A 14,539-nucleotide genomic window follows, 5' to 3' on the forward strand; every position below is an offset into this window, starting at 1 on the left:
CTCGCGGGCCGGTACCGACTCGAGCGTCGCTTCGCGTCCGGCGGCATGGCCGAGGTGTGGCTGGCCACCGACACCGCCCTCGCGCGGCAGGTGGCGGTGAAGATCTTGAAGCCTGCGCTCGCGGCCGACCCTGTCGTCGCCGAGCGCTTCCGCCGTGAAGCGGTTGCCGTCGCCAGCCTGACCCACCCGAACATCGTCGCCGTCTACGACGCGGTGGAAGACGCCGGCCGCCAGGCCGTGGTGATGCAGTTCGTCCGCGGCAAATCACTGCGCCAGTTGCTCGACGAGCAGCGCCGGCTGTCACCAGAGCTCACGGTGCACATCGGGTGCGCGGTCGCGGCCGCGCTCGACGCCGCCCACCAGGCCGGGCTCGTGCACCGCGACGTGAAGCCGGCAAACGTGCTCGTCACGCCCGACGGGCTGGTGCTGCTCACCGACTTCGGCATCGCGAAGGCGCTCGACACCAGCGACGGCGATCTCACCAGCGAGAACGTCATGATGGGAACCGCGAAGTACCTCTCGCCCGAGCAGGTGCGCGGGCGGCGCTTGGACGGCCGGGCCGATCTGTACTCGCTCGGTCTCGTGATGTACGAGTGCCTCGCCGGGCGTGTGCCGTTTCTCGGCGAGAGCGACGCCGACACCGCCCTTTCGAGGCTGCAGCGCGACCCGACCGACCTGACGCGACTGCGCCCGACGCTGCCGCGTGGGTTGACCGAGGTGGTCCACCGGCTTCTCGCGCGTGAGCCTGCCGACCGCTACGCGACCGGCGCCGAGGTGAAGGCCGCGCTCCAGCGAGGTCTCGATCGTTCGGTCGGGCCGCCCCCGCCAGGCGAGGGTGCGAACGACGCGGCCACGCCGACGGGCACCCGCACCCCGACGCGGTTCATCCGTCCGCCGGGGAGCGCCACCGCGGACAGTCAGGCCACACCCGCCGCGGCCGCGGCGCGCAGGCCGGCGCGCGACTCGACACCGCCCTCGGGTGACACCCGCCGCGGTGTGCCCGCGCGTGGCCTGCAGCAACGCTGGGGTCCGTCGTTGTACGTGGTCGGCGGGCTGATGCTCGCCGCGCTCGTCGCCGGGCTGCTCCTCTGGGCGTCCATCGCGAGGGACAGCGGCGATCCCGCCGCCACCACCATCCCGGGAGGTCCCGGCGCGACGACCGGTGACAGCGTGGCCGGCGACTCCTCTGCTGCGGGGCCGGCGCCCGTCGGCCTGACGGTGATCGGCGCCACCGCGTTCGATCCCGACGGCGACGGCGAGGAGAACGACGAACAGGTGCAGCGCGTCCTCGACGGCGACTCCTCCACCGGCTGGTCGACGCTTTGCTACGAGTCGCAGTACCTCGGCGCCAAAGGTGGGGTGGGCGTGGTGCTCGAGCTCAGCGAGCCGACCGTGGCCCAGATCGCCGTCGACGTCACGAGTGCACCGTGGAGCCTGCAGATCCACACCGCCTCCGACGCGATCCCCGACTCGATCGAAGGGTGGGGAGCAGAGCTGGCCACCGACTACTCGACCGAGCCCGGCCAGCTGCTCGCCACCTCGGCGGGGCCGGTGCGCTACGTGCTGGCACTGCTGCGTGAGCTCGGCCCCGACGAAGGCTGCAGCGAAGACCACCCCTACCGCGGACGCATCTCGGGCATCCAGGTGACCCCTGCGCCGTAGGGATTACGCTCGCTCCATCGCCATGCCAGCAGACGACGCGCACCTCGTATCCGCGGCGTGTGCTGGCGACCGAGGCGCCGCAGACGAGCTTCTGCGGCGGCACCTCCCCCGTGTGCACGCCGTGTGCCGGCGTTTGCTCGGCAACGAGGCCGACGCCGCCGACGCCACCCAAGAAGCCCTCATCGCCATCGTCCGCGGGCTGCCGCGCTTCGACGGCCGTTCGGCGTTCGGCACCTGGGTGTACCGCGTGGCGACGAACGCCGCGCTCGATGAGCTCCGCCGCCGGCAGCGCCGGCCCCAGCTCGTTCGCGACCCCGCCGACTGGTCGAGTGGGCGCACCGAGCCGGCAGATCCCGGCGCCGAAGCGGACGCAGACGCGTTCGACGATCGCGACAGGCTGGTACCCGCGCTCGGCGCCCTGCGCGAGGAGTACCGCGTAGCGGTGGTGCTGCGAGACGTCGCCGACCTGGACTACGCCGAGATCGCCGAGATCCTCGGCGTGCCCCCGGGCACGGTTCGTTCACGCATCGCCCGCGGCCGCGCCCAGCTCGCCGATGCCCTCGGGAACCAGACAGCAGGCCAGCTGCGTCCAACCGACGATCATGACTGACGCCCCTCTCCCCTCCGCTGAGCAGCTCGTCAGCCGGGCCGTCGATTCCGACCTGCCCACAGAGCTGGCCGCGCTCGTCGCCGCCGACCCCGGCCTCACGGCCGAGGTCGCGGTGCTGCGGGCCCTGCGCAGGGAGCTGGCCGAGGTCCCCGCCATGCAGCCCGCCGTCGCCGAGCAGGTGGTACGGGCGGCACTCGACGTGTTCGACGCCGAGGTGGCCGCCCCCCAACGCCTCGCCCCGGCACCCGCCGAGCATCACGCGCCGCTGATCCCCCTCGGTGCGCTCCGCTGGCGCCGTCGCCTCGCGTGGGCGGGAGCGATCGCCGCCGCGGGGCTGCTCACCGTCGGAGTCGCCGGCATGCTCGGCCAACAGAGCTCCGACGACTCCGCGTCGAAGGTGGCCGGCAACGCAACGACCGCCGCGACCGAAGACGAGTTGGCCACGGCAGAGGTCTTCGGCACGCCCTCGCTCGCCTCGGGCGACCAGGCCGTCGGCGGCGCAGACGACACCACTGCAGCGACGGCCGACGCCGCGAGCGACTCCGATCGGGCCGCCGACGGTGCCGACGAAGACGCGCCGGGTGACTTCGACCCGTCGGCGACCGCGGCCCCAGCTGCCACCGATGGCACCTTCAGCGAGCCGTTCCCGATGCCGCCAGCCGGTGAGCCGGTGCAGCTCGCCGACGAGATCGAGCTCGCCTGGTTCGCGGCCTGGGCGGTTCCGACCGAGATCGACGACACGGTGGCGGCGAGCGTTCCCTGCGCCGATGCCGGTCCCGACGAGCTCCTCGCGCAGGCGGCGGAGTACGCGGGCATCGACGTGACCATCCTTCGTGACGACGTGACCGGTGAGGTCTACGCCTACGCGGTCGAAGGCTGCGCAGTGGTGGCGTCGACGGCTCCATAGGCCGTCTCATTTCGCTAGCCTCTCGCGCCATGGCCGGGAACCCGCTCTCCGATCCGCACTGGGCCAAGAGCACCGCCGACACCGTCGAGCGACTGGTGACCACGGTCCGTGATCGCACGACCTCGCACATCGTCGTCGCCGCCAGAGCCGTGGTGTTCGGTCTCCTCGGCGCGATCGTGGGGCTCCCCGCCATCGTGTTGTTGCTGGTCGCGTTGACCCGAGGGCTGCAGGCCGCGCTCGAATGGCCGTTCGACCACGACACCGCGGTGTGGCTGTCGTACCTGATCGTGGGCGGGATCTTGACCCTGGCGGGTGCGATCTGCATGACCAAGCGCCACACTCCTTCGGCGACCGTCTGAACACCGCGGAGATGCCGCGGACGAAACGGAGATCCACGTGAGCGATCACCATCGCCGACTCGTCATCATCGGCTCCGGTCCGGCTGGGCTCACCGCCGCCATCTACGCCGCCCGGGCCAACCTCGCGCCGCTCGTGATCGAAGGTGAGCCTTCGAGCACCTCTGACCAGCCCGGCGGGCAGCTGATGCTGACCACGGAGGTGGAGAACTTCCCCGGGTTTCCAGAGGGCATCCTCGGCCCGGAGCTGATGAGCCGGTTCAAGGAGCAGGCGGCGCGCTTTGGCGCCGAGTTCCTCACCGCCAAGGCGACCAAGGTCGACTTCACGGGCCAACCGCTGCGGGTGCACGTGCGTGACGAGGTGTACCCCGCCGACGCGGTCATCGTCGCCGCCGGCGCGCAGAGCCTCATGCTCGGCCTCGAGGCCGAACAACGCCTGATCGGCCACGGGTTGTCGACGTGTGCCACTTGTGACGGCTTTTTCTTCCGCGGCAAGGAGATCGCCGTCGTCGGCGGTGGTGACTCCGCCATCGAAGAGGCGCTGTTCCTCACCAAGTTCGCCGACAAGGTCACGCTCATCCACCGCCGTGACGAGCTGCGGGCGTCGAAGATCATGCAGGACCGCGCCTTCACCAATCCGAAGATCGTGATGCGCTGGAACACCGTCGTCACCGACCTGATCGGCACCGACCAGCTCGAGGGCCTGCACCTGCGCGACACCGTGTCCGGAGCGTCGCAGACGCTGGCCGTGGCCGGGCTGTTCATCGCGATCGGCCACCGCCCCAACACCGACGTCTTCAAGGGCGTCCTCGACATGGAGGACTCGGGCTACCTGATCACCCGGCCCGACTCCACGTACACGAACATCCCCGGCGTCTTCGCCTGTGGCGACGTGAGGGACCACGTGTACCGCCAGGCGATCACGGCCGCCGGTTCCGGGTGCATGGCCGCGATCGACGCCGAGCGCTGGCTCGAGTCACGCCACGGCTGAATCGAGCCACCCCGGTAGTCTCAATGTCCCGCCCGAAAGGACCCCAGAAACATGGCCGACGGAATCGCGGCGCTCACCGCAACCACCTTCGACGAGACGGTCAACTCATCTGATCTACCCGTCATCGTCGACTTCTGGGCTGAATGGTGCGGCCCCTGCAAGATGATCGCCCCGATCCTGGCCGAGATCGCGCAGGAGCACGAGGGCAAGCTGCGCGTCGCCAAGCTGAACGTCGACGATCACGGCGAGATCGCGATGCGCTACAACGTGATGAGCATCCCGACGCTGCTCGTCTTCCACGGTGGTGAGATGCGCAAGCGCCTCGTCGGTGCCAAGGGCAAGGGACAGCTGTTGCAGGAGCTTGAGGAGTTCCTGCCATCTTCCCGCTGACGCCTGGCCACAGCGGCGAGGCGGTACGTGATCTTCAACGTCGCCTCGCTGCGGCGGGCTACCTGCCGGCTCTCGGCGCCGAAGCAGGCCGGTACTGCGCGCGCACCCGCGACGCGGTCGTGTCCTTCCAGGCGGCGAGAGGCCTGCATTCGACAGGCACCTGCGACGAGCACACCTGGTCGACCCTCGTCGAGGCCGGTTGGCGCCTCGGTGACCGCTTGTTGCACCTGCATTCGCCGAACACGCGCGGCGACGACGTGGTCGAACTGCAGCTGCTCCTCGGCCGTCTCGGATTCGATTGCGGTCGACCGGACGGGATCTTCGGCCGGCGAACCGAGCGCGCGTTGCGCGAGTTGCAGACCAACTGCGGGCTGGAACCCGACGGGGTCTGCGGGCGCCGGACGGTGGCGTTGCTGCACGGTCTGGCCCGCCAGTCCGGCAGCGGCCCCGGGTTGCCGACGATCCGCGAGGTCGAGGCACTGCGCGTGCCGCGCAGTGGCCTGACCGACCTGCGTGTCGTGCTCGGCCAGCTCGGTGGTCTCGGTTCGCTCAGCCGCGGCCTGGCCAAGCAGCTGCGGTCGCGAGGAGCCCACGTGGTCCTCGCCGACGAACCCGATCCGCACACGCACGCGGCGATGGCCAACCTGTTCGGCGCCGACGTCTACCTCGGGGTGGAACCTCACGCCGAGCCGATCTGCACGATCTCGTACTTCGCCATCCCCTCGTTCTCGTCCATCGGCGGGCGCCTTCTCGCTCGTCAGATCGAACGTGCGTTCGTCAATGTCGATCTGGCCTCACCGGCTGAGGTGATCGGCATGCGCCTTCCTGTGCTGCGGGAGACCCGCATGCCGGCGGTGCTCTGCGCTCTCGGACCTGTACGCCACGTCCTCGACCACACCCCCGAGATCGGGGCGGCGCTGCTCGACGCAGTGATCGCGTGGACGGGCGCCGCCGCTCAGGCGCTGGTGCCCGAACCCCCCAAGGCGTCGGGGCGCTGAACTCTCCTCGCTGAAGAGTCGAGGGCGAGTAGACGTCGATGGTTTGTCCACATCTTTGTCCCCACACTGTGAGGAACCTCATCTGGAGGTAGAGAGGATCGGGCAAGAAACCCGCTCTGACCTGCACCGATACCCGAACTTGAGCCGTCCCCGGCACGGTGAGCGGCGTTGTGGGCGAGCTGGGCGAGTCTCGAGATCAGGCCGCGTCGAGGGGCGGCTCGGTCATCATCCGGTAGATGCGCTCCAGGTCCTCGAGATCGGCAAACTCGATCTGCACCCGGCCACGCCGGCCGGCCATCGTCACGGACACCTTCGTCGCCAGGTGCTCGGCGAGCAGCTCTTCCAGCTCGAGTAAACCCGGTGGCCGCAGCGGCTGAGCGCGCGATCGCTCCCGCCCCGCACCGGAGTCGGCCGCGCCGGCCTGGCCCTCATCGGTGGCTTCGGCTTCGCCGCCGCGAGCTCGGATGGCGTCTTCGACGGCGCGCACCGACCAACCCTCCGCGGAGGCCTTCCGCGCGAGATGCTCCTGGAACGCCCGGTCGGGAGTGGCGAGCAACGCCTTCGCGTGGCCGGCGCTGAGCCGCCCGTCCGCGAGCAGGTGCTGGATCACCGCCGGTAGGGACAGCAGACGCAACGAGTTCGTCACCGAGCTGCGGCTCTTGCCGACGCGCGTGGCCACCTGCTCGTGGGTCAGCTCGAAGTCCTCGAGCAGCTGCTGGTAGGCGGCGGCCTCCTCGAGCGGGCCGAGGTCTTGGCGGTGCAGGTTCTCGACGAGCGCCTGTTCCACCGAGGTCAGATCGTCTGACTCACGCAGCAAGGCCGGAACGGTCGCCAGGCCAGCACGGCGCGCCGCTCGCCATCGACGCTCCCCGGCGATCAGCTGGTAGCGCTCGGTGTCTACCGCACGCACGAGCACCGGCTGGAGGACTCCGAGCTCACGGATCGACGCGGCGAGTTCCTCTAGCGACGCCTCGTCGAAGTGCACTCGGGGTTGGTTCGGGTTCGGCTCGATCTCCCCCACCGGGATGTCGATGAGCTGGGTGACGCCGCTCGCGCCCGCGATATCGCTCGGGATGAGGGCCCCGAGCCCCTTACCCAGTCCGGCGCGCCGCACCACGGCTGACCTCCTTGGCAACCTGTCGATAGGCCACTGCACCCCGAGACATCGGGTCGTACACGATGATCGGCTCCCCGTGTGACGGCGCCTCAGACAACCTGATGTTGCGCGGGATCACCGTCTTGCACACCTTGTCCCCAAAGTGCTCGCGCACCTCACTCACCACCTGGTCGGAGAGCTTGGTCCGGGCGTCGTACATCACGCACACGATCGTCGACACCTCGAGATCGGGGTTGAGGTTGCGCCGCACCAGATCGACGTTGCGCAGCAGCTGGCCGAGGCCCTCCAGCGCGTAGTACTCACACTGGATGGGCACCAGCACCTCTCGGGCGGCACCGAGACCGTTGACCGTCAGCAGCCCAAGCGAGGGCGGGCAGTCGATCAGCACGAAGTCGTAGTCGTCGAGCACGCTGTCGAGTGCCCGCTTCAGCCGGGTCTCCCGACTGAACGCAGGAACGAGCTCGATCTCGGCGCCGGCGAGATCCAAGCTGGCCGGGGCGACGAAGAGGTTCTTCACCGAAGCGGGCTCGATGCAGTTCTCCAGCGGGGCGTCGTGCATGATCACGTGGTACATCGACGTCTCGATGCCGCGTGTCTCGATCCCCACTCCGGTCGACGCGTTGCCCTGCGGATCGAGGTCGACGATGAGGGTTCGGTAGCCGAGCTCGGCCAAGCAGGCTCCGAGGTTGACCGCTGTGGTCGTCTTGCCGACCCCACCTTTTTGGTTCGCCACCGCGATCACCCGCGGCAGCGGGCGAGCAGGCAGGGAGTCTTGGTCGACGGGCTCGGCGGTCTCGCCGGGCCCCGGCGGGGGATGAGCACCGCCTGGTTGCGAATCGTCGATAGGCGCGTAGGACGACGACATCTCCGAGGGTGCCTCCTGCGGCGCTTCGGGACCGACGCACGGAACGGTCGGACGCTCGGCCGCATCGTACCGGCTCGGCTCGGCCGGGACTGTGATCCACCGCCGAATCGATGTTCCACGTGGAACATGTGGGCTCTTCGATCGTGATTCGCGGTCGGGCGATGTTCCACGTGGAACATCGGCGGAGGCCACTAGACGCGGACGAAGACGGCGACCCGTTCGTTCGCGGCGCCCGGACCGCGCAGGCCTGCGGCGTCCAGCTCGGCGGGGTCCCAGCGGGCGGGGGAGCCAGGCGGAGGTTCACTGACGACCACCAGTCCGCCCGCTCTCACCAGGGCAGACGCCAAGCGGGCGGTGGTTGCCGGAGGGCCGAGGCCGCGGCAGATCGCGGCGTCGAAGCGGGACTGCCAGGTGGGGTCGGCGACTAGGCGAGCGATGTCGTCGGTGACCACCGTGACCCGATCCTGGAGGCCGAGGCGCGACACCGCGCGGCGACAGAAGTCGGTCCGCTTCGCCCGGCGGTCGACCATCGTCAGGCGCACGTCCAGACGGTGCGCGGCCACGACCAGGCCGGGCAGACCACCTCCCGAGCCGAGGTCGACCACCTCCAACTCGCCGGCGGGCAAGGCGTCGACGAACGCCGACGCGTGATCGATCATCGCCGGGATCGGCCTCCCACCCAGCATTCCGACGCGCTGGGCTTCGCCCAGCACCTCGATCAACAGCGCGTCAGGGTCAGGCGTCACGGCGGGAGATGACCACCCGCCGGTTGGGATCCTCGCCCTCGGACAGGGTGAGGATCCCCTCCCGCTCGGCGAGTGCGTCGTGGACCACCTTGCGATCGGCCGAGGGCATCGCCTCGAGCACGCGGGTGGTACCGGTGGCGATCACCTCGTCGGCCTGCTCGTTGGCGAAGCGGGTGAGCGCCTCGCGGCGCTTCGCGCGGTAGCCGGCGACGTCGATGCGCAGGCGGGTCTCGTGATCGCCGAGCCGCCGTTGGCTGGCGACCCGCGCGACGTCTTGGATGGCGAGCAGGGTGGAACCCCTCGGCCCGATCAGCAGGCCGAGGTCGTCGCCGTCGACGTCGATCTCGATCTCGTCGCCGTCGACGGAGCGGGTGACACTGCACTCCAGCCCGAACGCGGTGACCAGCCCGGCCAGGAACCGCTCCGCCTCCGCGGCTACCTCGTCTCGGCTCGGCGCGTCCGCGCTGGCGCCAGGTTCGCTCACTGTGGGCTCCTTGTCCTTGCGCTCGCCGGGGCGGCGTGCACCCCGGGGGCTCTTCGGTTTGGCGTCTTCGACATCCGACGCAGGCTCAGCCTCTCGCGCTGGTGCGCTTCGGCCGGCCTTCTTCGGGGCCGCCTTGCGGGGCTTGGGCTCGCGGGCCTCGGGTGCCTCGTCATCGCCGGACCGGGCGGCCGCGGCGGTCACCGCAGCGTCTGCACCCTCTCCAGTTTCGGCGTCTCGGCCACCACGGCGCCGGGGCGCACGGCGTTCCTTCTGACGAGGCTGGGTCGGGCGCACGCGGGCGCGAACTCGCGCCTCACCACGCACCCGGCCGAACAGCCCCGGGCGCGGTTCGTCGAGGATCTCGAACTCGGCCTCGTCCTCGGCGACACCCAGCTGGTCGAGGGCCAGCGCCTTTGCTTCCTCCACCGTGCGTGCGGTCGTCTCCACCCACTGCATGTTCTTCGTCTGCTTTCGCTCGTGCCGGTACCGGCGACTACTTCTGCTTCTTGCCGGGGGGGCTCGGATGGGCCCGGCTCGATCCGGTCCCCGGGCGCGACGGCGGGGTGGGGCGGTTCTTGGCCGGGGTAGGACGGTTCTTCGGAGGCGTCGTGCGCTTCGACGCCGCCGGGGCGCTGCCCGTGGCCGGAGCGTTCGGTTGGCGTCGATCGGCCTTGTCGGACTTCGGCGCCGCAGGATCTTGCTTCATCTGGCCGAGCAGCCCGCCCCCGCCGCCGTCCTTCTTGGCCAGCTCGCGCGCGTGGGCGCTCGCCGCCTGGGCCTGGCGGCCGAGGGAATGGTCGCCGTGGTAGAAGCGCCTCGTGATGTAGGCCTGCTGCAGGATGCGCACCACGGTCTGGGACACGTAGTAGATGACGAGACCGACCGGGAAGAACAGCTGGAACACGGCGAAGAACACCGGCAGGTACTGCATCAGCTTCTGCTGCGCCGGAGACATCGTCGCCGAGGTGGTGCGTGAGGCGATCATCCGCTGCTGCACGAAGTACAGCGCAGCCAGCAACACGACGAGCAGGCCGTAGATGACCCCTTGGGGGAAGGGGTCGTCGCGCATCACCTCGAAGGGCCGGCGAGCGAGGTCGAGCCCGAATGCCAGCATCTCCGGCGGATCGGCGCTGACCAGGTCGCGGTAGAGGCTGGACGACTTGGAGATGTAGCGCGGGTCGAAGCGGGTCCCGTCGGCGTTCAGCGTCGTCAGGCCGTGGATGACCCGGAACATGACGATGAAGATCGGCATCTGCGCGAGCAGCGGCAGGCAGGAAGCCAAGGGGTTCACCTTGTGCTCCTGGTAGAGCTTCATCATCTCTTCGTTGAGCTTTTGGCGGTCGCCTCGGTACTGCGTCTGCAGCCGGCGCATCTCGGGTTGCAGACGCTGCATCTCGAGCATGCCCTTGGTGCTCTTCAGCGTGAGCGGGGTGAGCAGCACCATGATCACCACCGCCACCAGGGCGATCGCGACGGCATAGTTGTTGGTCAACTCGTAGAACTGGCTGATCAGCCAGGCGGCGGCTTGGAACACGTCAGATCATCCTTCTACCTGGTGGTTCACGGCGGTGGCGGCCCTCGAGGGGGCCTCGTCGATCGGGGCACGCCGCTCGGGTACGGGGTCCCACCCGCTGCGCCCGAACGGCCGGCAGCGGGCCAACCTGCGGGTGGCCAGCCACGAACCCCTCGCCGCGCCGTGCACCTCGATCGCCTCAGCCGCGTACTGCGAGCACGACGGCGTGAACCGGCACGGTGAGGGCCTGCCCTCCATGGCGCGCTGGTACCACGCGATGGCGCGCAGCAGAAGGGCGCGCATCACCGGCCAGCCGTCGAGGTGAGGGACAACTTGGCCATCGCCCGATCGAGGTCTCGGGCGAGCTCCGTCGACGAAGACCCTCTGGCTCTCGGGGAGCAAGCGACCAGATAGGCGCCGGGGGCGAGGGCCTCGGCCCGGGCGCGCATGAGCGCACGCAGTTGGCGGCGGAGCCGATTGCGCACGACGGCATTGCCGACGTGCCTACCGATCGCGTATGCGACCTGGCGTGAGCGCGCGCCCTCAGCGGCAGCGGGCAGCATCGTCACCGAGAGCAGCCCGGAGCGAACACGTGTTCCCTCGTGCTGCAAGCGCTCGAAGCTGTGCCGTCCACGGAGTGGTTCGATCAAGGGGTTCGATCAAGCCGAGAGCCGCTTGCGGCCCTTCAGCCGGCGGTTCTTCAGCACCGCCCGTCCGGCGCTGGTGCTCATCCGGTGACGGAAGCCATGCTTCTTGGCACGGCGCAAGTTGTTGGGCTGGTACGTGCGCTTCACGCCGACCTCCTGGGGAACCAGACGATCGCCCGAGCGTGGGTGGGCGAGACGTCACGACCTATGAGCGGCGCGAGCCTTACACACCGCGGCCCCGCCGCTCGCGCGTCCGGGCCATCGACCCAGGCTAAGGCGCGGGAGCGGTCACGGCAACTCGCCCGACGCGCTCGGGTTCGCGCACCGCTGCGGAGGTGCTACCGTGCGCACGCTCCCTGGGTCGGAGACGGACCGATTCGGCTGTCCACACCTTGTGGACATCGTTGTGGACGCTCAGTTGACGCCACGGAGGAGGTGCTGGTGAGCGACGTCGAGCCGATGTGGACGGCAGCCTGCCAGCTGCTCCGGGCCCAGGTCTCCGAGGCCGTGTGGTTCTCCACCTTCCAAGACGCCCGTCCGGTCGCGAGCGACGACGGCGAGCTGCGCATCGCGGTGCCGAGCTCGACCGTGCGCGACAAGATCCTTTCTCGCTACCTGCCCCTCGTTCGCGACGCGCTCGACGAGATCGGTGCCTCCGGCAGGGAGCTGCAGGTCGAGGTGCGCAGCGCGTTCGACGTCGCGTCCGACGGACCTCAAGGGGCCCCGACCGAACATCTCGACCATGCCCGCGATGGCGACCCGGTCGTCGGTACGGGAGAGCAAGCTTCGCGCGCGGCGGTCGACTCGTCCGACGCCACCGAGGAGGCCCAGCGCCACAGCCTCGCGAGCCACCACGCGGGATTGAACCCCCGCTACACGTTCGAGACCTTCGTGAAGGGCTCGTCCAACCAGTTCGCGCTGGCTGCGGCCCAGCGCGTCGCCGAGACCCCGGCACGCTCGTACAACCCGCTCTTCATCTACGGCTCGGCCGGGCTCGGCAAGACGCACCTGCTGCACGCGATCGGCCACTACGTGCGCCAGAACTACGCCCACTACCAGGTGCGTTACGTCACGACGGAAGCGTTCATGAACGAGTACGTGAACGGCATCCGCGACGACACGATCGCCAGCTTCAAGCGTCGCTACCGCGAGATCGACGTGCTCTTGATCGACGACATCCAGTTCATGGAGGGCAAGGAGGGCTTGCAGGGCGAGTTCTTCCACACCTTCAACTCCCTCCACGGCGCGAACAAGCAGATCGTGATCTCCTCCGACCGGGTGCCCGACGCGATGCCCACGCTGGAAGAACGCCTCCGCGGGCGGTTCAAGTGGGGCTTGATCACCGACATCCAGCCGCCCGACCTCGAGACTCGCCTCGCCATCTTGCGCAACAAGGCCGAGCGAGAGCCGACGCCGATGGGTCCCGAGGTGCTCGAGTTCATCGCCACCCACATCACCTCGAACATCCGCGAGCTCGAAGGGGCGCTGATCCGGGTCAGTGCCTACTCCAGCCTCAACCGCGTCCTCGTCAACGTGCCCCTTGCGGAGCAACTGCTGTCGGACCTGCTGTCGGACACCAAGCCCAAGGTGCGCACCGACGAGGAGTTGCTCGCGGAGATGGCCACCAAGCTCGGCTTCCCCGTCGATGCGTTGCGGGGGAAGAGCCGCCAACGGCCCCTCGTCACCGCTCGCCAGATCGCGATGTACGCGTTCCGCGAGCTCACCGACTTGTCGTACCCGGCGATCGCGCGGCTCTTCGGCGGGCGCGACCACACCACCGTCATCCACGCGGTCGACAAGATCCAGCGCCTGATGAAGGAACGCAAGCAGATCTACGACCAGGTGACCGACCTGATCACCGGCCTGAAGGTGGGCTAGAGCAGATGTCCGGGCCGAGCACACGTTCCGTCGTCGACGGTGTGGACGGGGTTGTGGAGAAGCGCCCCCGCGCGGTGGAGTACTCCTCGTTGTCCACCGCGTCACCTCGTCGGGGCGGTGCCCCTGTGTCGACTGGGGACAACACCGCGCGGGGTCCTGTCCCCTCTACGCTGGGCAATCGAGGTGCTGTCCACAATCCACAGCACCTATTACTTCCACTATCTCTTCGCACATCATTCGTTGGGGAAAGGCGTCGCTGTGAAGTTTCGTTGTGAACGAGATGTGCTCGCGGAAGCGCTCGGCACCGCCGCCCGGGCAGCTACGGGGCGCACCGGGACGCTCCCCGTGCTCTCCGGAGTGCGTCTCGAGCTCAATGACGACCAACTGAGCGTCACCGGCACCGACCTCGACCTGACGATCCGGCTCGAGGTCACCGTCGGGGGAGAGTCCGACGGTGTCGCGGTCCTACCCGCGAGGCTGGTCAGCGACATCGTGCGCAGCCTGCCGGTGGGCTCGGTCGAGGTGTCCTCCGATCAAGACGACGTGTCGATCAGCGGTGGCCGTTCGCAGTTCAGCGTCCGTCCGTTCACCGCCGACGACTACCCGCGCCTCACCACGCCGGCCGACAACGCGGTCACGCTGTCCGCGGCCGACCTCGGCGTGGCGCTCGGACAGGTGGTGCGCGCGGCGAGCACCGACGAGGCCCGCCCGATCCTGACCGGCGTCCTTCTCGCCGCCGAGTCGGACGGCTTGCGCCTGGTCGCCACCGACAGCTACCGCCTCGCCGTGCGCGATCTTCCCGGCGAACACGTGCTGGCCGAAGGGCAGAAGGTGCTGGTGCCGTCGCGGGCCCTCGCCGAGCTGCAGCGGCTGCTCGGCCACGACGGTGAGCTCACCTTGCGCCTCGGCGAGCGCGATGCCACCTTCGAGGTCGGCGCCACCCGTCTCACCACCCGTCTCATCGAGGGCGAGTTCCCGAACTACCGCCAGCTCATCCCGCAGACGTACCCGAACAAGCTCACCGTCGGCCGCGACGACCTGATGGAGGCCATCCGCCGGGTCAAGATCCTCGCCCGCGACGCCACGCCGCTGCGCCTGCAGCTCTCCTCCGACGGCGTACGGCTGAGCGCGGTGGCCGCCGACGTCGGCAACGCGAGCGAAGAGATCGACGCCCATCTCGAAGGCAGCGAGCTGACCGTGGCGTTCAATCCCGACTACCTCGCCGCCGGCGTCGAGGCCGCTGGCGCCGACGAGGTGACGCTCGAGACGCTCGACGCGTTGAAGCCCGCCGTCGTGCGTGGCGCGGGACGACCCGACTTCTTGTACCTGCTGATGCCGGTGCGCGTCCCGTAGGGCAGCGACAGCGCGCGATGTC

The 14,539-nt window shown here is 69.5% G+C and carries 17 protein-coding genes; 9 read left to right on the top strand and 8 right to left on the bottom strand.

The window, feature by feature from the left end; all coding sequences use genetic code 11:
• The first annotated feature begins 45 nt into the window (after positions 1-45).
• The 7 genes from IPM43_07500 (at position 46) to IPM43_07530 (ending at position 5,914) form a co-directional block, all read left to right on the top strand.
• A complete protein-coding gene (locus IPM43_07500) occupies positions 46-1,662 on the top strand; it encodes a serine/threonine protein kinase (protein QQS26174.1) in 1,617 nt (538 codons plus the stop codon).
• 22 nt (positions 1,663-1,684) lie between these two features.
• Positions 1,685-2,272, top strand: coding sequence for a sigma-70 family RNA polymerase sigma factor (locus IPM43_07505; protein ID QQS26175.1), 588 nt, complete (start codon positions 1,685-1,687; stop codon positions 2,270-2,272).
• Positions 2,265-3,179: a hypothetical protein gene (locus IPM43_07510; GenBank protein QQS26176.1), complete on the top strand. Its 915-nt coding sequence runs from the start codon at positions 2,265-2,267 to the stop codon at positions 3,177-3,179. The genes IPM43_07505 and IPM43_07510 overlap by 8 nt, the downstream gene beginning before the upstream one ends.
• 29 nt (positions 3,180-3,208) lie before the next feature.
• Positions 3,209-3,538 carry a hypothetical protein gene (locus IPM43_07515; GenBank protein ID QQS26177.1) on the top strand — a complete coding sequence of 110 codons (330 nt, stop codon included), beginning with the start codon at positions 3,209-3,211 and terminating at the stop codon, positions 3,536-3,538.
• A 37-nt stretch (positions 3,539-3,575) separates the two neighbouring features.
• Positions 3,576-4,526 carry a thioredoxin-disulfide reductase gene (trxB, locus tag IPM43_07520; protein QQS26178.1) on the top strand — a complete coding sequence of 317 codons (951 nt, stop codon included), beginning with the start codon at positions 3,576-3,578 and terminating at the stop codon, positions 4,524-4,526.
• Positions 4,527-4,577: 51 nt separating this feature from the next.
• A complete protein-coding gene (gene trxA / locus IPM43_07525) occupies positions 4,578-4,916 on the top strand; it encodes a thioredoxin (protein ID QQS26179.1) in 339 nt (112 codons plus the stop codon).
• 119 nt (positions 4,917-5,035) lie between these two features.
• On the top strand, positions 5,036-5,914 hold the full coding sequence (locus tag IPM43_07530; GenBank protein ID QQS26180.1) for a peptidoglycan-binding protein: 879 nt from the start codon (positions 5,036-5,038) through the stop codon (positions 5,912-5,914).
• 196 nt (positions 5,915-6,110) lie between these two features.
• Here the strand turns inward: IPM43_07530 and IPM43_07535 are convergent, their stop codons facing one another.
• The 8 genes from IPM43_07535 to rpmH all read right to left on the bottom strand — a co-directional run bounded on the left by IPM43_07535 (position 6,111) and on the right by rpmH (position 11,433).
• Positions 6,111-7,031 (bottom strand): ParB/RepB/Spo0J family partition protein, encoded by a 921-nt coding sequence (locus IPM43_07535; GenBank protein ID QQS26181.1) that lies wholly within the window; start codon positions 7,029-7,031, stop codon positions 6,111-6,113.
• On the bottom strand, positions 7,006-7,782 hold the full coding sequence (locus IPM43_07540; protein ID QQS26374.1) for a ParA family protein: 777 nt from the start codon (positions 7,780-7,782) through the stop codon (positions 7,006-7,008). Before IPM43_07540 ends, IPM43_07535 begins: the two co-directional genes overlap by 26 nt.
• A 305-nt stretch (positions 7,783-8,087) precedes the next feature.
• On the bottom strand, positions 8,088-8,642 hold the full coding sequence (locus IPM43_07545; protein QQS26182.1) for a class I SAM-dependent methyltransferase: 555 nt from the start codon (positions 8,640-8,642) through the stop codon (positions 8,088-8,090).
• Positions 8,632-9,573, bottom strand: a complete 942-nt coding sequence (locus IPM43_07550; GenBank protein QQS26183.1) for a Jag N-terminal domain-containing protein — start codon at positions 9,571-9,573, stop codon at positions 8,632-8,634. The genes IPM43_07545 and IPM43_07550 overlap by 11 nt, the downstream gene beginning before the upstream one ends.
• Before the next feature lie 46 nt (positions 9,574-9,619).
• Positions 9,620-10,660: a membrane protein insertase YidC gene (gene yidC / locus IPM43_07555; protein QQS26184.1), complete on the bottom strand. Its 1,041-nt coding sequence runs from the start codon at positions 10,658-10,660 to the stop codon at positions 9,620-9,622.
• A gap of 6 nt (positions 10,661-10,666) precedes the next feature.
• The gene (gene yidD, locus IPM43_07560) at positions 10,667-10,942 is read right to left on the bottom strand and encodes a membrane protein insertion efficiency factor YidD (protein QQS26185.1); all 276 of its coding nucleotides are present in this window, start codon (positions 10,940-10,942) and stop codon (positions 10,667-10,669) included.
• Positions 10,942-11,250 carry a ribonuclease P protein component gene (locus IPM43_07565; protein QQS26186.1) on the bottom strand — a complete coding sequence of 103 codons (309 nt, stop codon included), beginning with the start codon at positions 11,248-11,250 and terminating at the stop codon, positions 10,942-10,944. The genes yidD and IPM43_07565 overlap by 1 nt, the downstream gene beginning before the upstream one ends.
• Positions 11,251-11,298: 48 nt before the next feature.
• Positions 11,299-11,433: a 50S ribosomal protein L34 gene (rpmH, locus tag IPM43_07570; protein QQS26187.1), complete on the bottom strand. Its 135-nt coding sequence runs from the start codon at positions 11,431-11,433 to the stop codon at positions 11,299-11,301.
• A 312-nt stretch (positions 11,434-11,745) separates the two neighbouring features.
• Here rpmH and dnaA point away from each other — a divergent pair, with 312 nt between their 5' ends.
• Positions 11,746-13,164 carry a chromosomal replication initiator protein DnaA gene (gene dnaA / locus IPM43_07575; protein QQS26375.1) on the top strand — a complete coding sequence of 473 codons (1,419 nt, stop codon included), beginning with the start codon at positions 11,746-11,748 and terminating at the stop codon, positions 13,162-13,164.
• Between the two features lie 258 nt (positions 13,165-13,422).
• Positions 13,423-14,517, top strand: coding sequence for a DNA polymerase III subunit beta (gene dnaN / locus IPM43_07580; protein ID QQS26188.1), 1,095 nt, complete (start codon positions 13,423-13,425; stop codon positions 14,515-14,517).
• Positions 14,518-14,539: the final 22 nt, after the last annotated feature.

Source organism: Actinomycetota bacterium, from assembly GCA_016700055.1.
Classification (GTDB): domain Bacteria; phylum Actinomycetota; class Acidimicrobiia; order Acidimicrobiales; family Ilumatobacteraceae; genus Kalu-18.